The following is a 17,825-nucleotide window of genomic DNA, read 5'->3' on the forward strand; positions in this document are numbered from 1 at the left end:
AGAACCTATGGCAATTGATACAGACACAGTCGTTAGTGCTCAGCATCTCGCAAAACAGTTTCAGACTCAAGCAGGGGCCGTCGATCTATTCAGTGATATCAATCTAGAGATCAAGCGGGGAGAAAGCGTTGCTATTGTTGGCCCGTCAGGCACAGGTAAATCGACCCTACTATCGTTATTAGCCGGATTAGACCATCCCAGTTCTGGCCATGTTTTACTAAATAATACCGATCTTAATACTCTGAACGATCAACAACGGGCAGATTTTCGTAACCAACATATCAGCTTCGTATTTCAATCGTTTCACCTACTACCAGACCTAACCGCCCAGCAAAATGTCATGCTACCTCTGCAGATTCGCAACCATAAAGAAGCCGCAGAAGAAGCTGAGATTTGGCTAAGCAAAGTAGGCCTGAGTGAACGACTTAATCATAAGCCCGCTGAGCTTTCCGGTGGTGAACAACAAAGGGTTGCGATCGCCCGCAGTTTTGCCACCAACCCCACCCTACTGTTTGCTGATGAGCCTACAGGCAATTTAGATGAACACACCGGTGAACAGATCATCCAGCAGCTTTTTGATCTAAACAAAGCGCAAGGCACGACGCTGATTCTGATTACCCATGACTCATCTTTAGCCGAACGCTGCAGTCGAGCATTGCGTTTGCATAATAGCGAACTGCAAGAGTTATCAGCATGAACCTTACCACGCTGCTTAAAATAGCTGGGCAACATAGCCTGAGTAATATCAAGCTAAGTGAGTGGCGATCACTACTACTGGCTCTCTTACTGGCAATTACTATTGCTAGCCTGATGGCAGTATTAGGTGAGCGGATTGAACAAACGCTCGAAAGACAAGGAAGTGCGCTTTTAGGTGCCGACTTAGTATTGAGTAACAGCCGCCCGCTATCTGATAAAACGCTTTCGATGGCTGAAGAGATGGCTCTGGAGCACACCTCGGTCACACAGATCGCCAGCATGGCGAACCAAGGTGATAACTTTGTTCTTGTCAGTGTAAGAGCGTTGAATGCTCCCTACCCCCGCGGACAAATAACATTAGATCAGCCAACACAAACAGAATTACCCAAGCTGGGAGAAGCTTGGGCTGAGCAAGGCGTATTTGAACGTTTAAAACTCGAGTCCGGCGATAAACTGACCTTAGGTTCAAAAGAGTTTGTTTTAACTCGCACTGTAATTGCGTCACCCGATCGTGGGCGCGGCTTTATCAGCTTTAATCCGCAAATCATTATCAACCAGTCGGACCTACAAAGTACCGAGCTTTTGGGCCCCGGTTCACGCGTGCATTATCGTCAGCTGTTTAGTGGCGACACCCAGCAAATCGCGCAACTAGAAACCTATCTACAAAAAAATAAACAAACCGGCGAGCAGATCACTTCACTAAAAAGCGAAGAGGGCCAACAAAACAGCGCGTTAATGAAAGCCTCGTCTTATCTGCGCTTAGGTGCGCTATTTGCTTTGTTGATTGCAGCCATGACTATTTTCCTAAGTTTACGCCGTTTTACACAGAGCCAAAGCAAACGTGCAGCCTTGCTAAAAAGCTTAGGGGTCAGTAATCGCCAGTTGTTACTAATGTACCTTGCCCAACTAGGGTACGCATGGCTCCTATGTAGCCTTGTAGGTATTGTTCTGGCAGTTATATTGGAAGCCTCTGGCCTACAACTTCTAAACGAACTGTTGCCTCAACCAGTACCTACGGCCGCTTTCACAACCTACCTCACAGGACCTGCGTTAGGCATTGCCATTATTGTCACCCTTGGGTTGCCTAACCTTCTGTTGCTACAGAAAAGTACACCTACACAGCTATTCCAAAACCAGCCTTCGCCTCTGAAATGGGGTGGCAAGCTACCTTACCTTTGCGCGTTCATTGTCTTGCTGCTATTCACCAGCAGCTACTTAAATAGCCTATGGCTCACGCTCAGCCTTACTCTTAGTTTGCTTATCTTAGGCAGCCTTCTGGGCTGGCTCGGTGCTTTTATCGCGCAGTGGAGTTCGCAGAGGTTATCTAAGCATCATCCGCTAGGACAGATGTTGGTCAGCCGCATGCAGCAACAACAGCGCTGGTATCGAATCCAAATTCCAGTGATCTGCCTGCTATTTGCATTGTTGAGTATTAACTTAGTTGCACTAAATGATCTGCTTAGCCGCTGGCAAGAACAGTTACCCGAAAACACGCCGGACCACTTCCTCATCAACATTCAAGATTGGGAGAAACCGGAAGTTGAAACCTTGTTAACAGCACAGCAGATCGATAATCAGCTCTGGCCGATCTATCGTGGCCGCTTAAGCAAGGTTAATGGACAACCTTTAGCAGAGGCACTGACGCCTGAACAGTTAGAGCAGCCTTCGCTAAAACGTGAGCTGAACCTTACAGCCACGAAACAATTCCCAGCTCATAACAAGCTGATATCAGGACTGTGGAACAGTTCTCAAAGCGTCTCTATTGAACAAAAGCTCGCATCTGAACTGGGCTTAACACTCGGCGATACTGTCACCTTTGACATTGCAGGCCGCGAAGCCAGCGCCGAGATCACCAGCATTCGTTCTGTCAGATGGGACTCTTTCCAACCCAACTTTTACTATATCTTCAGCCCCGACATTTTGGAGCCGTACTCGCCTAGCTACCTAACCAGTTTTTATCTAGGTGATAAAAGTGCAGAGGTTAGCCGCTCTCTGCTACAACAGTTCCCGACTCTAACACTGATCGATGTTCGGCAGATTCTGTCGCAGTTGCAAACATTACTGAGTAAGCTATCCCTACTCTCAAGTTTACTGATGTTGCTGACGACAGCATCAGGCTTAGTTTTACTCTATGTAACGCTGACCCAAGAGCTTGAACAACGTCGTCATGAAAACGCACTTCTGCTTACCTTAGGCGCGAGCCAAAAACAGTGTAAGCAACTTGATCGTTTAGAGATGGGATTGATTGGCGGGATCAGTGGTGTTCTGGCAGTCATCATTTCCGAAGCTAGCTTGTGGCCGATCCACCAGCAATTGTTGAATCTATCACCGGTTTTTCATCCGATACTCTGGTGTCTATTACCGATACTGAGCAGCGGTCTATTTATTCTGATTGGGCACTTTAGCCATCGCCAGCAGAGCTTAAGCCAAAGCTATCAAACACTGGCTTCGCGATGATGTACTGTTAACTCAGGTGCATCCAAGTGGTGGCAGCAGTTTCTACCCCCGTTTTTAGCAGCATACAGAGCTTGATCAGCCCTTGCTATTAAGCTCTCCAACTCCAATGATGGAACCGCTTCTTTGACTGATAGCCCAATACTGACCGTCACCATCTGAGCAGTATCGGACCCCTTATGCGGAATCTTTAATGCTCGGATAGCCCTTAAAATTCGTTCTGCCACTTTCACCGCACCTGATTTATCGGTGTACGGTAAAATAACAGCGAACTCCTCCCCACCATATCGACAAGCTTGATCCAAGTCCCGATCACACTGCCTATCAAGAGTTTGTGCAACCAGAGCCAAACACTCATCACCCAACTGATGCCCATAGTGATCGTTATATTGTTTAAAATGATCAATATCGATCATTAATAACGCTACGGGGCTCGACGTGCGACAAGCAGCTTGCCAATACTGATTCAGAGCTAGATCAAAATGACGTCTATTAGCTATCCCAGTCAAGCTATCTGTGACATTCAGAGCTTCCAACATATCCCTCTGTTTTTTAAGTTGAATATGATTATGCACTCTCGCCTGAACGATCGCGGGGCTGAAGGGCTTAGATATATAATCCACTGCACCTAATTGCAGACCTTGAGTTTCCTCTTCAATAGTTGATTTCACAGTGATAAAAATAATCGGGATGTGACATGTGGTTTCATCGGCTTTCAAGATTGAACAGACTTCATAGCCGTTCATCTCTGGCATAACCACATCTAAGAGAATGATATCTGGAGGGTTTTCACGGGCACGCGAGATCGCTTTAACACCACTCTTAGCAACGATAACTTTATAATCATCCAGCAGGGAAACAAGTACATTACAGTTAACTGCTTCATCATCTACAACCAGTACATGCCCCTTTACGTTATCCATAAGAGACTCCTTATACTTCGCTAAGAAAACGTTTCCTTAACCGCTCGACCTCCGTTAAGGCTTGTTCAAATTCAAACTCTTCTATCGCCATTTGAACTTTTGCCAACTCTTCTTCTAAGCCTCCGGGATTAGCAGCCCTTAAATCAGCAATATAGTTAAGTGATCGACTATCACCCTCTTGCAACAACTCATTTACAACATCTAACAACTCAATAAATGACAGACCACATTTATTAGTTATAGACGGTTGTGGAGAAGTTGCCTCTTTGCGGCCGGAACTTAAAAATTCAGAAATTGCGATAATTAACTGATCAGATCGCTGTTTACACTGGGTTAACAGCCCTTCTACTTCCGTTAGTTCAGATGCTCTTAAACTGCGCTCAAGCTGTTGAGACAAACGAAATAATTCAGTACTACCTAGATTCCCAACTAACCCGGCAAATGTATGTGCCTTATCTGCAGCTTTCTCCAAAGCATTAAGGGAGATAAGCTCCGCTACTTCACTGAAAGTATCATTATGCTCATCGACAAATTGCAGTAATAACCTTTCATACAATTCCATATTACCATTCAACCTAGAAAGTGCTTCCCCACTATGAAGCCCGTCAATCATAGGGTCTGGGCCAGATGCTGACAATTGAGGTTGATGTAAATACGGAGTTACCCAATGAGTTAACGTCTGTAGTAATACCTCTGGTTGTATTGGCTTAGTAATATGCGCATCCATCCCTGCAGTTTTACTACGTTCAATGTCCTCCTGCATTGCATTAGCGGTCATAGCAATAATAGGAATATCACGGTAAGCCACCAGCTCTCTGATTTTTTCAGTCGCTTCCAAACCATCCATCACGGGCATCTGAATATCCATTAAAATCAGATCAAATAGCACATCTTTTGCCTGATTAAATGCATCTAAACCATTTTCAGCAATGGTTACATCCAATCCTAATCCCACAAGCATTTCAGTCGCTATCTGTTGATTAATTAAGTTATCTTCCACCAGTAAAATTCGTGAATCCACAAGCCCTTTAAGAGCATCCTCTTGATTTGGAACCGGCTTATGATGGCGATGCTCTGAAGATACTTCCTGATGAAGCGCTTTATCAATTGCACTCAATAAAAGCGACGGGCTAACAGGTTTAAGTAGAAAACCATCAAGATCTTCCGCGTTAGCCTGATGTAAAATTCCTTCTCGATGATGCGCTGTAACCATCACTACAGCAGGTAAAGGGGAATTGACTGTCATCTCTTTTATTTTCTGCGCACATGTAAAACCATCTAAACCTGGCATATGCCAATCGATTAACAACAGATCATAATCAGGCTCATCACTTTCACTAACCCTCTGTAACTCGGCTATCGCTTCTTCACCTGAACTTAGGGCATAACCATACATCCCAAAGTTACATATAAGTGAATTCAATACATCACGTGACGCCGAGCTATCATCCACGATCAATACTCTTACCCCTTGTAGCTTTTCGATGGAATGCGCGACCTTGGCTTCATCCTCTATCAACTCAAATTCGCTGGTAAAACTGAAACAAGAGCCCTTACCCTTCTCACTTTTAAGGGTCATTTCCCCACCCATCAGTTCTATCAACTGCTGACAGATAACCAATCCCAACCCAGATCCACCATATCTCCGAGTTGTTGAGGTATCAGCTTGACCAAACGCCTTAAAAATTCGTGTTTGTTCTTCCTCAGATAAGCCAATGCCGCTGTCTGTAACACTAAATCGAAGCACCACTTTATTTTCAGTACGACAAACCTCATTTACTTGGATAGAGATCTCTCCCTGTTCTGTAAATTTAATGGCATTACCGACCAAATTGGTCAGGACCTGACCTAAACGTAAAGGGTCACCTTTTAAATTTCGTGGGAGTTCCCAAGGATGGAATAGTAGAATCTCCAACCCTTTCTCTTCAGCTTTCAGGCGCAATAAATCACACAACTGCTCGAGGACATCGTCTAAAGAAAAATCTATCTGCTCAACACTCATTCTGCCGGCTTCGATCTTAGACAGGTCGAGAATGTCATTAATTACACGCAATAAATTATGACCAGCCATTTGGATTTTCTTTAAATAATCATATTGCTGATCGGTTAATTCAGTCTGCAGAGCAAGGTGACTAAATCCCACCACGGCATTCATTGGGGTACGAATTTCGTGGCTCATATTCGCTAAGAATTCGGACTTAGATTGTGTTGCGGCTTCAGCTTCGGCTTTCGCCCTTTCTAGTAAATCCTGAGCTTTCTTCTGTCCACTAATATCCACTACCCAGAATAAAATCTGCCTGTCATCCTGAAAGAAAATACGATCCCAAGTAAGTAAGGCCCAAAATACCGAATCATCCTTACGGACCAACTCAACCTCAGTCGTGCCAACTCGACCATGTTTACGGTATTCCCGAGCAAAATATTCTCTATCCTCAGAGTGCAGCCAACTATCATTGGGGTTGTGTTCTAACCACGACTCAATGCTATAGCCGAACATATTCGCACATGTTTGATTGGAGTATGTAAGACGTTTTTCTTTGGGGTTATAAACACTTACGGCAATAGGACTCGTTTCTAAAATATTACGGAGGTAGTTATGACTTTTTTTCAGTGCCTCTTCACTAATTGTCAATTCCCTCGTCCTTTCCGCAACTTTTTCCTCCAGTTGCCCTTTATATTCCCGCTCACTCTGTAGCAATTGATTACGTTCACGAAGCAAATATTTCAGTTCCACTTCTGCCTTGTTAATCTCATGAAACTGCTCAGTCAGACTTTGTTGCATCCGGTTAATTGCGTCTGAAACAACATCAAATTCATCTGGCGAGTTTGGATCAGACCTTTTAGATAGTACTAGTGGTTTGTTTTCCCCTTTAAATTCCAAATGCGTTACATACTCAGTAACTTTTCCAAGGTGACGAGTTACTCGAAGCCACATCAAAAAGATAATAAAGCCTGCAACTATCGCTGTTTTTATACCATTACTGATAAGAATAACGCTGGCTCGGTTGATCAGTCTTTCATAGACATTATCGATACTAGCCGTCACGACCAACGAGCCGAGATAAATGGGATCCGCTTGGTTAACCCGCAAAAACTCTAAAGGGTAAACGTGCTCACGAGAACTATCAGAGATCTTATCTCCAAACTCCCAGACACCGCCCTGCTCATCACTAATGACTACATGCTCTATATCGGGGAGTTGCTGTAAACCTTCAAGATGAACATCTATCTGAGCGCTATCCATTGACCACAAGCCAAGGGATAAAGGAGGGACATGCGACCTTTCTATATCAACAAATTGCTGCTCAATGCGGCTGATATCTGCATGATAGTCGAACGCTAACTGCACGCTTGTCGTGATCAAAGTAAAACAGGAGCTAAATAAAATGACCTGTATCGCAAACTGTTTACCCAGACGTCCTGATATCGCTTGTTTAAGCCGCCTCATCCAGAGCCTCGCAATCAAAAGATCCTTGCATGAGTTTAGTTCAGCTACGGCATTTCGTTGCGACAAAGGGGGAATAGCGCACAAAAAGCACGCACGCCTGTCAGCCAGTATTGAGTTTTTAAAACTGCTACTTCTTGTTTCGAGCCAACATCAAGAAGGCTAGATACAAACGACTCTTACGATTTGGCTTCGCAACTGACCTGTTTTGATCAATTACATCCGCAGAGCGTTCGGCCCTAAAATAATGACCACTTAAGCAAAAGACAGGCGGTTTTAACCCAAAATGCCATTCATCTAAAGCCGCTAATTGAGTAAAAATTGAAGAAGGAAAAGAGAGTGGAAGTTGTGTTGGCGCGGTCTCCGTTGCACTCACTGAATGAGATGCTAGCGCCAGAGCTATCCCTGCGACACAGCCGAAAAGTGGTTTTGCAAACAACATAACGACAACCTCAGCAGAAGCGAGAGTTTTTATCGTCGGCGGTCCGGCCATCCCATAGGGACCCGTAACTTTGCGTCGCCCAATTGCTTGGGTTTTGCCTTTTCGAGAGATAATCCCGCGAAAAAACAGATCCTGTTCACCCTAAGCTGTCGGCGGCTTGTGCAAAAGCTAAAGATCCCTTTGGCTTTTTATAATCCTAAACTTACCTGCGGTTTAAGTTTTTGTTTCAGATCCACTTTTGGATAGCAGCTAAACAGGCGCTCAATATCGATACCATCTTTCGACAGCGCGGCTTTCACAACATCGCTACGGTCTTGCGCTAACTGCTGCAGCTTTGGTGTCACTTCTGCCTGAAGTTGTTCCTCGGGTAGAGGCTTTTTGCGCTTAGCATTATCAGCCAAAATCTGTTGCCATATAGCTGGCTGGTCTTCAGCAACAGCAAGGCCACAGATATTCATCCGCATGCCCTTTCGTTCCTGCATCATCTGGGTCAATTTCGACAGATAAGCTGACGATTCAGAATTAAGCGTGGCACCCGCCACGTCGAAGTAGACCGGTTGCAGAGTAATGAACGAGCCTTTCTCTTGTGCATCCATCACCATCTTGCCGATAGAAATCAACGTGCCGAAAGGCTGTAGTGCTTTGGTTAGATAACCCATGGCTGCACTCTTCAAACCTTTACCCGCTAGCTTATTAATTACGGTCTGATAACCAAACTGAGGATCATCCAAAGAGCCATCAATTGGGATCTCTAAATCAATATTGTCATCGTTATCCTGCAGGATCATCAATGCCGTTCCTAGAGGCATCGATACCTTCTGATCAAACTCGCCACTACGCTCACTGTTTCGAGCTTCAACATCGAGTTTGTTCAAACGTATATCAGTATCACCCTTGAGTTTACGACCTTTAATAGTGCCTTTTGTGGTTAAGCTAAGCTGACCACTCTGTAAGTAATAACCAGTGTATTCAAGCGAGTAAGGACTTACTTGCGGAAGTTCTAAGCCTTTAATTTTGGCATCCCAATGACCGCCAAAATTACCGCTAAATAGCTCAATAGCGCCCTTAGCATTAATGGTAGATAGTTTGTTTTTAGCCTTTAGATCAAACGCAGTTTTACCTTTGGAACCCGTATCTAAGTTACTTAAAACGAGACTATGAATAGTGAGATTCGTTTTAAAAGCAGGTTTAACGCCACCATCAACAATCTGGATAGAGTTGCTGCCACTGACACGCAGTTTGTTCAGCTTAACTCTGATTGGCTTGCTTGCTTGTTTCTCGGCTTTTTTCGCTGTTGGGGTAGCCTTTTCCTCACCGCTAGATAGCTGAGCTAATAACCAATCCAGATCAGTCAGCTGACGCTTAGATGACAATAGCACGCGCGTTTTGCTATCACTCAACTGCACAGAGTTAATACTCAGTTCGCTTTGCTGTTTAAACTTAATATCATCGGCAGTGATTGCTCCCCACTGGGTAAATACCCCGCCATTACCCTGAACTTTCAGTTTTTCAGTTTCCAGCTTATCTAGACTGATATCGTTAACGTCTCGTAGCTGTGCCTGAGTTAAGCGCAAGTTGGCAAGACTAATCAGTTCCTGCTGCCCTTTAGATAGAGCAAAGTTTTGCAAAGCAACGGTAGGGATATTAGCCTGCCATTTTTTCATATCAGCAGTCTGCACAGCACCGCGCGCCAGTACACCATTGATATTGATAGTCTGTCCCGCTTGTTTAAGCGCAATGCCTTCCGCTTTTAAAACCAAATCCTTAAGGGTCAGTTTTTTCAGCCCTTCCATCTCGACTACAGAGACCAAATCGGCCCCCTGTAAATTGACCGTTTGCCCGCCTTGATCAAGCTGTAAGCCTGCCACTTTGATTTGGCCTGCAGTTTTTAGCTGTTTTAGTTCGCCCGCTAAAACGCCCAAATCAACATCACCTTTCCAAGCGAGTGAGTTTTGTTTTAGCGCCATATTATCTTGGCGGAACTTCAAACCACGTATCTTAACGCTGCCTTTTTGTTTTACCTGTAATAACTGATTAGTCAGGTTTGTGCGCACATTTAGATTTAGATCCATATCCAGATGGCCGCGAAGCTCAGGCATAAATACTGCGGTGACACTGTGGATAGGGAAGTTATTTAACTTAACTTTGATCTCAGAACTCTTCTCTTCAGGAAGAGGCTTGGACTGGGACTGCAATACGATTGGCGCACCGTTTAAAGAGCCATCAAGATCCAAAGCAACCGGCTGATCCTGATCCCAAATGTAGAAGTCGGCGATACGCCCAGTTTTCAATTGCAGCTTATGCGTCTGGCCATCTAACTCTGCTTGCCAGTTGATCGCTTGAAGGTTTAACTGCGCTAAACCAAAACTCCAATTTGAAGGGGCCTCTTCTGGCTTTTCTTCAACCGCTGGTTCTTCGGATTTAAATTGGTTCAGATCGATTGGGCCTAACCAAAGCGCCTGCCCTTTTTGACGAACACCTAAATTAATGCCAGAAAGGCTCAGATTGGAGATTAAAATACGTTCTTGCTGAAGCTGCTCATAATCCAGATCAACTGAAAGGCTATCTACCTGCAACGGCGGCTTTTCTGCAGCTTCCGCTTTAAGACCTTTAATATTAATACGGCCTTCAAACCACTCAACTTCTAAAGCTGACAACTGAGCTTTATCCGCACCATTGTTCAGTAACCACAGCACCACCTGATCTCGCACCAATAAAGGCAGGTTATGCAGTAACAGAGCAACTAAAATGATAACAACCAGAAGAAAACGCAACATAGTCCCTTTTCGCCAGACGAGCTAATAACCTCTCTATCATAATCCAGTTTCATGAATAGAAAGCGAATCTTTAGGATAGAAACTCAAAAAACAACATGAGTTAGGTGAAAAATTGAAACCGACCGAAAAGTCCCTACAATTTGTAATGATACCTTGACGCTATTACAGTCCCTAAGGACGATTTATTCTGGCTATTAAAAACGTCCCACTCTTGATAAAATCACCCACGTTTTTGAAGCCTTAGCGCTTCCGACAAGACAGTTCTATGCACATAAACTTTTGCGCGATTTAAATCGATTGCACTAAACCTGGAACCAGAAGCTCTCAAGGGCTCATCAGCAGGTGAAGTCAAATGCTGTGACTTCAATGATCGATCGAAATCCGCATGCCTGACATTAGGGTGACTTCGATGGCAGATCATGACGAAAACTTCCGCGATTCTTCAGGTTTCTCCTGGATCATCATTAACTTGATCGCTATGGCGTGGATCACTATGCCTGCTAGCATCGCACTGAGCCGCGTTACTCTGTAATCGCCTCAGCCTGTTTGAGCTGTTTCGGTTGCTGTGTTAAACAGGAACTATGAAACAGCTCAAAATTGGACAAGTCGCAAAACAATCCGGCATCAGCGTAGAAACCGTTCGTTATTACGAACAGCGCGGCCTTATCCCAGAACCCGACCGCCTTCCTTCCGGTTATAGGGTCTACCCCGAAACAATCCTGCAACGTCTGCACTTTATCCATCGCTGCAAAGACCTTGGCTTTTCGCTGCAAGAGATTAGCGAACTCCTGTCATTACAAACCGATCCAACCACCAGCTCAGCGCTGGTCAAACAGCAAGTCGAACACAAGATCGCGTTAGTCAAAACCAAGATCAGTGAACTACAAAAGATCGAGCACTCATTAGAACAGCTCTCCAATAGTTGCTGCGGTGAAGGGACTGTCTCGGACTGCCCAATTATCGACTTTTTGAAGCACTAATAATCGGCATCACAACGGATACTTGCGAGTAAGGCAAAAAATCCCCAAGATTGTTCTTCAATAAGATCTATACGACACAGATGAACCCAACACCATGAACAAACCTAGTTCCGAGAACAACTTCGCCGTAGAACAAGCAGAACGCCTTTTAAGCAGCTTTGAACGCCTAACCGGCAAATCACTGATTCCATCTGACACCAGCAGTGATCAACGTGCACAAGCACTATATAACGCGGCTCACCCAGTGCTTTCCCACAATGCTAATGAAGATCCATTGCTTAACTACTCCAACGCCAAAGGTATGGAGCAGTTCGAAATCCACTGGGAAGAGCTAGTCAAATTACCATCACGCTATACTGCTGAACCGCAAACCCAAGAAGAACGAAACCGCTTACTTAAAGCCGTAACCGATCATGGCTTTATTGATGATTACCAAGGCGTGCGTATCTCAGCCAAAGGTAACCGCTTTATGGTTGAAGACGCGATTGTTTGGAACGTGATCGACGAGGACGGTGTTTACTGGGGACAAGGTGCAGTTCTGTATAAATGCCGGGCTTTGGCGGAGTAACTATCTTAGTGGTTAGACGCTGCGCTTGCTAAAACGGTTGCGCCTAACAGAAACAGTTTATGTAGGGTGTAATAGCGGAGCGTATTACACCTCTTTTCTAAACAGCTAAACATCCTTGGCCTATGAACTGCTGTAACAAACTAAACGGCTCATATACAGTAAACTCAATTCACGAGATTCCGGAGCTAGACGGCAAGTTAAGCTTGGCTTCCTCTGATGTCGAAAATCACTCAGCAATCTTTAGATGTGAGAACTGTGGAAAGCTATGGGTAGTAGAGAACTTAGGCAAGAGTAACGGTAAGCCTCTGAAGATCTATAAACATCGATAAGGCCTCCTTCAGGTTACATATAATTTAGCCCTTCGTTTTATAACTCTATGACCTTCTGGAATGTAAAATCAGAGCATTCAGGCGGATCAGATAAGCGCCGCCGATATCCCATCTGATTACTAACCATACGAAATCCGGCCTTAGACTGTTGATCTAGGTTGGCATGAGTGTGTCCAAAACAAGCCAACTCCATTTTGCCTTTAAACAGAGGTTCAAGTGCAGACCAATAACTTCCAGCAACTTCATCTATGGCAAATTGCGGATGCTGGCACTCTCTCGATATTCCATGATGAGTCAGTAGTACCGTTTTACCGTGAAAAGGTTCCGCCAATTTTCCAAGCAACCAAGCTTTATGTGCTTGATGTACAGCTAACGCATCCTCGGGGGTAAAAAAGCGTTTTTCTGCATTGCTCGGCGATATATGTATTTTTCGATAATCCTTAATACGAGATTTCACTACCGCTAAGTTACTCGAAGGATCTCCGTAAGCGGAAAAATCAGTCCATAAAGTGCAGCCTAAAAAGCGATAGTTGCCCACGATCAACTCATCACAATTGAGCAGACTCACCAAAGTACCAGCAGCGACTGTTCGTAGCCTCTTATCAAGCTGATTTATGTCATGGCCGTAATACTCGTGATTCCCTGGCACATAGAGCCCCTTTATACTCAAGCGCTCACATTGCTCAATTGCCCAACATATCCCCTGCTCTCCCATACCTATATCGCCTAAAAACAGGATCATATCTACAGTCGTATTAGGAATATGTAGTTCTTCGCGGTCAGTAATAATTTCTAGATGTATATCTGAGAGGGGTAATAGCTTCATAAACTAACCTGAATAAAAAGAACACTCTTGCCCTGTGACCAATAACGCTCAGCTTAATTCCATCTATCTCATGGTTAATGGTAGTCTTTGCCGCTCAAGAGAAATAAACCAGATATAACACCATGAATACCACCGATGCCGATATCCTAGGCTTTGATTTAGTAGGGCCTACGCCACCAAACACCAACACTGCACAAACGGAAAGCCCTGAACAACGTATTGCGCGAACAGCCATTGAAGTCGCTTTGTTATTTAAAGGGCAGGAAGTACATCTACGTAATATTGAATTAAATGAAGATGGAACCCTGAAAGGCGAGGTTTCAGGTTTTTCGAACGTCTGTGCGAGGGAGTTTGAAGGCGTGCGTTTTGGTCAAACTCTATCCTTCCGCTATCAGCATATTCAGCACTCCACACGAAAAGATACCTAAACAAAAAAACCTGCCATAGGCAGGTTTTTTTTCTAGCAAGCGCAGCGTCTAACTACTAGACACTAGCGACTGTATTAAAGCTTGATAGTCTCTACACCTTCAGGCGTACCCATCAATACAACATCAGCACCACGGTTGGCGAACAAGCCATTAGTTACAACACCCACGATATTGTTTAGCTGAGTTTCTAGCTGTTTAGGGTTCATGATCTCCATATCATGAACGTCTAAGATCACATTACCATTATCGGTCGTGAAACCTTCGCGCCACTCTGGCATGCCGTCCAGTTTTACCAGCTCACGCGCTACTTGAGAGCGAGCCATTGGGATCACTTCTACAGGTAGTGGGAATTCGCCAAGAATATCGACTTTCTTAGTGCTATCTACGATGCAGACAAACTCTTTAGCGACTGCCGCAACAATCTTTTCGCGTGTCAGGGCACCGCCGCCACCTTTCACAAGGTTCAGGCCAGAATCAAACTCGTCAGCACCATCAACATATACTTCCATCTCAGCAACGGAGTTCATGTCGTACACTTCGATACCGTGACCTTTTAAACGCTCAGCTGTAGCTTCAGAGCTTGCTACCGCACCTTCGAACAAGTGCTTAATTTCAGCTAGGGCATCGATGAAGAAGTTGGCAGTAGAACCTGTGCCCACACCCACAATACTGTCTTCGTTTAGTTTAGGTTTGATGTACTCCACAGCAGCTTCAGCAACTGCTTTTTTCATCTCGTCCTGGGTCATGTTAGGCACCTGTTTTATGCATGTCGGAAAACAACCGGGGTTTTCACTAAAATATGTAAGAATTACGCTAAATTATACGCAGCTTTAGTGACCTATTGTAGACGTAACAGGGCGTTTCCCTTTACCATTTCCCGCTTACTTTTATTCAGACGAAACATTAGGCGAAATATCATGCCAGATAGATATATCAAAAAAATCCTCGAGGCCCGCGTTTACGACGTGGCGATCGAAACTCCACTGGATGAAGCAAAAGGTCTTTCTGAGCGTCTGAATAACCGAATTATGCTAAAGCGTGAAGATGAACAGCCAGTGTTCTCCTTCAAGCTGCGCGGCGCTTATAACAAACTATCGCAGCTCACCGATGAAGAACGTGCTTGTGGCGTTGTAGCAGCTTCCGCTGGTAACCATGCTCAAGGCCTTGCAATGTCCGCGAAACACTTAGGTGTAAAAGCGACCATCGTTATGCCAAAAACGACACCAGACGTAAAAGTGAATAACGTTCGTCGTCTTGGCGGAAAAGTGGTACTTCACGGCGATGCTTACGACGATGCAGCGGCTCACGCTCAGAAGCTGGTTGAAGAAAAGGGCATGACTTACGTTCACCCCTTTGATGATCCCGATGTCATCGCCGGTCAAGGCACGGTTGCGATGGAGATCCTGCGTCAGGAATCCGGTCCAATCGAAGCGATCTTTGTCCCTGTCGGTGGCGGTGGTCTAGTTGCTGGTATTGCAGCGTACGTTAAATACCTTCGCCCAGAAACTAAAGTTATCGGCGTAGAATCCGAAGATTCTGCATGCCTAAAAGCGGCGTTGGATGCTGGTAAACGTGTCACTTTGGATCAGGTTGGTATCTTTGCCGATGGTGTTGCGGTAGCAATCATCGGCGAAAACACTTTTGAAGTAGCGAAGAAATACGTTGATGATGTCATCACTGTATCAACGGATGAGATCTGCGCTGCAATTAAAGATATCTACGACGACACTCGTTCTATCTGCGAACCTGCAGGTGCGCTAGGTGTTGCCGGTATGAAGAAGTATGTTGCTCGTGAAGAGATCAGCGATAAAACGCTTATCGCAATCGACTCTGGCGCCAACGTAAACTTCGACCGTTTACGCCATATCGCTGAACGTTCCGAACTCGGCGAACAACGTGAAGCGATTATCGCCGCACGCATCCCTGAGAAACCGGGTAGCTTTAAGAAGTTCTGCTCAGCGCTAGGCAACCGCAATATCACCGAGTTTAACTACCGCTATAGCGATGATAGCAATGCCATCGTCTTTGCTGGCATTCAGCTAAAAGCCGGTGGTGATGGCCGTGAAGAAGTAATCAGCGAGCTACGCGAAAAAGAATACGAAGTTGAAGACCTAAGCGAAAACGAGATCGCAAAGATCCACGTACGTTATATGGTCGGTGGTCATGCGCCGGCAACGCTGGAAAACGAAGTAATCTACCGCTTTGAATTCCCAGAGCGCCCAGGCGCACTGATGAACTTCCTGAAGAAATTGGGTGGAAAATGGAACATCTCAATGTTCCACTACCGCAACCACGGTGCAGCTTATGGTCGCGTGTTGGTAGGTATGCAAGTACCTAAAGCTGAACGTGATCAAGTAGGCACTTTCTTGGAAGAGATCGGCTACAACTACTGGGAAGAAACCGATAACGCAGCTTATAAGCTATTCCTAGGTTAATCCCTGCTATCAACCCTGATGGTCACTGGCTGGTCATCAGGGTTAATTTCCATCCTTACCGCTGTCAGCATCTGATACTCAGAACCTAAATCTGCAAAATCAGCTTTCCCGAGTTCTTTTTTCAAGCGCTTCAAATAATACTTCCCACCTTTGGAATAAATCTTATCACCAATAATTGGGTGTCCTAAATGCGCTAAATGCACCCGAATTTGATGTTTCCTTCCAGTCATTAGCTCACACTCAATCAAGCTTTTACCCTCTTCCTTTCGCAAGACCCGAAACAAGGTTTGGCTCTGTTTAGGCTTGGGGTACAAGTCTGATTCGGCTTGGTCCACCACATACATCTGACTGCGAATCAGACTACCAGCTTTTTCCGATAGCTCACATTCGTAGCTGAGTTCATCCCATTCAGGAATGCCCTCTACCCAAGCGTGATAGATCTTTTTGCTGATTAGTTTATCTAAACGCGGCTTCCACTTTTTATCCACCGCTTTGTTTTTGGCTAGCAGAATAATGCCTGCGGTCTCTGTATCAAGCCGATGCAACAGGTGCGCATCCTCATAGGCTGTCTGACGACGAACAAGAGATATTAGCGTGTTATATAGGTTTCGCGTGGTACGGCTAACAGGCAGCAGATGGGGCTTAAATACAGCTAGAATTTCTTCGTTTTCCCAAAGCTTTTGCCAATGGGTATCAACAGGCTCTTCATAATGATCCGGTAGCGAAACAGCCACCTGTTGCCCTACTGCTAAGACTTGGCTTTCAGAAGCAATCTGGCCATCGACAGATATAAAACCCTCAGCGAATAGCTGAGGCAATTGTGCTTGATGAAAACTGGCTAAGCGCGTGGATAAGAAGCAAGAAATGGTTAGGGCTGCAGAATAAACTGGGAAATACAGAACAACGCTATCAGCCATGATCCCTCCTAGCCACAAACAAGCACAGCGCCTAGCAACAGGCTAGTCGCTTCAAGGCATCTCTGGCGAGTGTTCAAACCCTTCGCTAAAGAACGCTTTGATAGAAAAAAGCAGCAATGAAGTTAGGCCCCAGATAAGCCCAGTAACTACGCCAAGGTCAACAATGCCGCGCCATGGTTGTTCTAGTTGATGCACTAGCAAGACCATAGAGATGATACCCAGCGTTAGGCAGTAGGTAACGATCATACGTTTACGAACAATCGAGAAGAATCCCATGCAAAACAGGGGTGCGAAGATAAAACGGACTGGAGATACATTCTGAGAAAGATACAGAATACGGGCCGCCACACGCGGTGACCACGCCTGTTGAAAGCCGCGATAGCCTTCCGCAAAGCCCATAAAGATCACGCTAAATGCTAATGCTGCCCAGTGATACCAAGACAGATCATAACTGAAGGTCTGTAGACCTATATCGCTAAGACGATAGATCGCGCTACCTATTAACAGGAAAATACCGCTGATACCCCATAGCGCTGCAATATATCCAATCACTCTATCTGTCTCTTTTGTAACCAATGCATTAGAAGCGGCGATTATACCCTCGC

General features: G+C 45.1%; 15 protein-coding genes and 1 riboswitch. Of the genes, 7 read left to right on the forward strand and 8 right to left on the reverse strand.

Annotated features, from left to right (window positions below; translation table 11 throughout):
- Window positions 1-7 precede the first annotated feature (7 nt).
- Both ACMXYR_RS15855 and ACMXYR_RS15860 read left to right on the forward strand, forming a co-directional pair.
- Window positions 8-697: an ABC transporter ATP-binding protein gene (locus tag ACMXYR_RS15855; protein WP_415902304.1), complete on the forward strand. Its 690-nt coding sequence runs from the start codon at window positions 8-10 to the stop codon at window positions 695-697.
- Window positions 694-3,153: an ABC transporter permease gene (locus tag ACMXYR_RS15860; protein ID WP_415902305.1), complete on the forward strand. Its 2,460-nt coding sequence runs from the start codon at window positions 694-696 to the stop codon at window positions 3,151-3,153. The genes ACMXYR_RS15855 and ACMXYR_RS15860 overlap by 4 nt, the downstream gene beginning before the upstream one ends.
- Here ACMXYR_RS15860 and ACMXYR_RS15865 read toward each other — a convergent pair.
- The 4 genes from ACMXYR_RS15865 to ACMXYR_RS15880 form a co-directional block, all read right to left on the reverse strand.
- Window positions 3,132-4,073 (reverse strand): diguanylate cyclase domain-containing protein, encoded by a 942-nt coding sequence (locus ACMXYR_RS15865; protein ID WP_415882803.1) that lies wholly within the window; start codon window positions 4,071-4,073, stop codon window positions 3,132-3,134. The two genes, ACMXYR_RS15860 and ACMXYR_RS15865, sit on opposite strands and share 22 nt — an antisense overlap.
- A gap of 10 nt (window positions 4,074-4,083) precedes the next feature.
- The gene (locus tag ACMXYR_RS15870) at window positions 4,084-7,521 is read right to left on the reverse strand and encodes a response regulator (protein ID WP_415902306.1); all 3,438 of its coding nucleotides are present in this window, start codon (window positions 7,519-7,521) and stop codon (window positions 4,084-4,086) included.
- 127 nt (window positions 7,522-7,648) lie between these two features.
- Window positions 7,649-7,960, reverse strand: coding sequence for a hypothetical protein (locus tag ACMXYR_RS15875; protein WP_415882805.1), 312 nt, complete (start codon window positions 7,958-7,960; stop codon window positions 7,649-7,651).
- A 34-nt stretch (window positions 7,961-7,994) separates the two neighbouring features.
- Window positions 7,995-8,069, reverse strand: a riboswitch (cyclic di-GMP riboswitch).
- Window positions 8,070-8,148: 79 nt separating this feature from the next.
- Window positions 8,149-10,737 carry a DUF748 domain-containing protein gene (locus ACMXYR_RS15880; protein WP_415902307.1) on the reverse strand — a complete coding sequence of 863 codons (2,589 nt, stop codon included), beginning with the start codon at window positions 10,735-10,737 and terminating at the stop codon, window positions 8,149-8,151.
- Between the two features lie 409 nt (window positions 10,738-11,146).
- On the opposite strand from ACMXYR_RS15880, the gene ACMXYR_RS15885 reads away from it, so the two are divergent.
- The 3 genes from ACMXYR_RS15885 to ACMXYR_RS15895 all read left to right on the forward strand — a co-directional run bounded on the left by ACMXYR_RS15885 (window position 11,147) and on the right by ACMXYR_RS15895 (window position 12,285).
- The gene (locus tag ACMXYR_RS15885; RefSeq protein WP_415882807.1) at window positions 11,147-11,269 is read left to right on the forward strand and encodes a hypothetical protein; all 123 of its coding nucleotides are present in this window, start codon (window positions 11,147-11,149) and stop codon (window positions 11,267-11,269) included.
- 49 nt (window positions 11,270-11,318) lie between these two features.
- Window positions 11,319-11,717 carry a heavy metal-responsive transcriptional regulator gene (locus ACMXYR_RS15890; RefSeq protein ID WP_415882808.1) on the forward strand — a complete coding sequence of 133 codons (399 nt, stop codon included), beginning with the start codon at window positions 11,319-11,321 and terminating at the stop codon, window positions 11,715-11,717.
- 94 nt (window positions 11,718-11,811) lie between these two features.
- Complete coding sequence (locus tag ACMXYR_RS15895) at window positions 11,812-12,285, forward strand: MEKHLA domain-containing protein (RefSeq protein WP_415902308.1); 474 nt, start codon at window positions 11,812-11,814, stop codon at window positions 12,283-12,285.
- Between the two features lie 366 nt (window positions 12,286-12,651).
- On the opposite strand, the gene ACMXYR_RS15900 is transcribed toward ACMXYR_RS15895, so the two are convergent.
- A complete protein-coding gene (locus ACMXYR_RS15900) occupies window positions 12,652-13,440 on the reverse strand; it encodes a metallophosphoesterase (protein WP_415902309.1) in 789 nt (262 codons plus the stop codon).
- A gap of 122 nt (window positions 13,441-13,562) precedes the next feature.
- Here ACMXYR_RS15900 and ACMXYR_RS15905 point away from each other — a divergent pair, with 122 nt between their 5' ends.
- On the forward strand, window positions 13,563-13,868 hold the full coding sequence (locus tag ACMXYR_RS15905) for a hypothetical protein (RefSeq protein ID WP_415902310.1): 306 nt from the start codon (window positions 13,563-13,565) through the stop codon (window positions 13,866-13,868).
- A 74-nt stretch (window positions 13,869-13,942) separates the two neighbouring features.
- On the opposite strand, the gene rpiA is transcribed toward ACMXYR_RS15905, so the two are convergent.
- Window positions 13,943-14,614: a ribose-5-phosphate isomerase RpiA gene (gene rpiA / locus ACMXYR_RS15910; protein WP_415897153.1), complete on the reverse strand. Its 672-nt coding sequence runs from the start codon at window positions 14,612-14,614 to the stop codon at window positions 13,943-13,945.
- A gap of 171 nt (window positions 14,615-14,785) precedes the next feature.
- Between rpiA and ilvA the strand changes: the two genes are divergently transcribed.
- Window positions 14,786-16,303: a threonine ammonia-lyase, biosynthetic gene (gene ilvA / locus ACMXYR_RS15915; protein ID WP_415902311.1), complete on the forward strand. Its 1,518-nt coding sequence runs from the start codon at window positions 14,786-14,788 to the stop codon at window positions 16,301-16,303.
- On the opposite strand, the gene ACMXYR_RS15920 is transcribed toward ilvA, so the two are convergent.
- Both ACMXYR_RS15920 and ACMXYR_RS15925 read right to left on the reverse strand, forming a co-directional pair.
- Window positions 16,300-17,220, reverse strand: a complete 921-nt coding sequence (locus ACMXYR_RS15920; RefSeq protein ID WP_415902312.1) for an RluA family pseudouridine synthase — start codon at window positions 17,218-17,220, stop codon at window positions 16,300-16,302. The two genes, ilvA and ACMXYR_RS15920, sit on opposite strands and share 4 nt — an antisense overlap.
- A gap of 51 nt (window positions 17,221-17,271) precedes the next feature.
- Entirely contained in the window at window positions 17,272-17,772 is a 501-nt protein-coding gene (locus ACMXYR_RS15925) for a hypothetical protein (protein WP_415902313.1), read from the reverse strand.
- Between the last annotated feature and the right edge of the window lie 53 nt (window positions 17,773-17,825).

It is taken from the genome of Neptuniibacter sp. QD29_5, assembly GCF_047778125.1.
Taxonomy (GTDB): Bacteria; Pseudomonadota; Gammaproteobacteria; order Pseudomonadales; family Balneatricaceae; genus Neptuniibacter.

Bases quoted from the DNA above. Each gene is read 5' to 3' on its own strand.
- ACMXYR_RS15895 (WP_415902308.1), top strand. From the start codon at position 11,812: ATGAACAAACCTAGTTCCGAGAACAACTTCGCCGTAGAACAAGCAGAA.
- ACMXYR_RS15900 (WP_415902309.1), bottom strand. From the start codon at position 13,440: ATGAAGCTATTACCCCTCTCAGATATACATCTAGAAATTATTACTGAC.
- ACMXYR_RS15920 (WP_415902312.1), bottom strand. From the start codon at position 17,220: ATGGCTGATAGCGTTGTTCTGTATTTCCCAGTTTATTCTGCAGCCCTA.
- ACMXYR_RS15890 (WP_415882808.1), top strand. From the start codon at position 11,319: ATGAAACAGCTCAAAATTGGACAAGTCGCAAAACAATCCGGCATCAGC.
- ACMXYR_RS15880 (WP_415902307.1), bottom strand. From the start codon at position 10,737: ATGTTGCGTTTTCTTCTGGTTGTTATCATTTTAGTTGCTCTGTTACTG.
- ACMXYR_RS15875 (WP_415882805.1), bottom strand. From the start codon at position 7,960: ATGTTGTTTGCAAAACCACTTTTCGGCTGTGTCGCAGGGATAGCTCTG.
- ACMXYR_RS15855 (WP_415902304.1), top strand. From the start codon at position 8: ATGGCAATTGATACAGACACAGTCGTTAGTGCTCAGCATCTCGCAAAA.
- rpiA (WP_415897153.1), bottom strand. From the start codon at position 14,614: ATGACCCAGGACGAGATGAAAAAAGCAGTTGCTGAAGCTGCTGTGGAG.
- ilvA (WP_415902311.1), top strand. From the start codon at position 14,786: ATGCCAGATAGATATATCAAAAAAATCCTCGAGGCCCGCGTTTACGAC.
- ACMXYR_RS15870 (WP_415902306.1), bottom strand. From the start codon at position 7,521: ATGAGGCGGCTTAAACAAGCGATATCAGGACGTCTGGGTAAACAGTTT.
- ACMXYR_RS15905 (WP_415902310.1), top strand. From the start codon at position 13,563: ATGAATACCACCGATGCCGATATCCTAGGCTTTGATTTAGTAGGGCCT.
- ACMXYR_RS15860 (WP_415902305.1), top strand. From the start codon at position 694: ATGAACCTTACCACGCTGCTTAAAATAGCTGGGCAACATAGCCTGAGT.
- ACMXYR_RS15865 (WP_415882803.1), bottom strand. From the start codon at position 4,073: ATGGATAACGTAAAGGGGCATGTACTGGTTGTAGATGATGAAGCAGTT.
- ACMXYR_RS15885 (WP_415882807.1), top strand. From the start codon at position 11,147: ATGGCAGATCATGACGAAAACTTCCGCGATTCTTCAGGTTTCTCCTGG.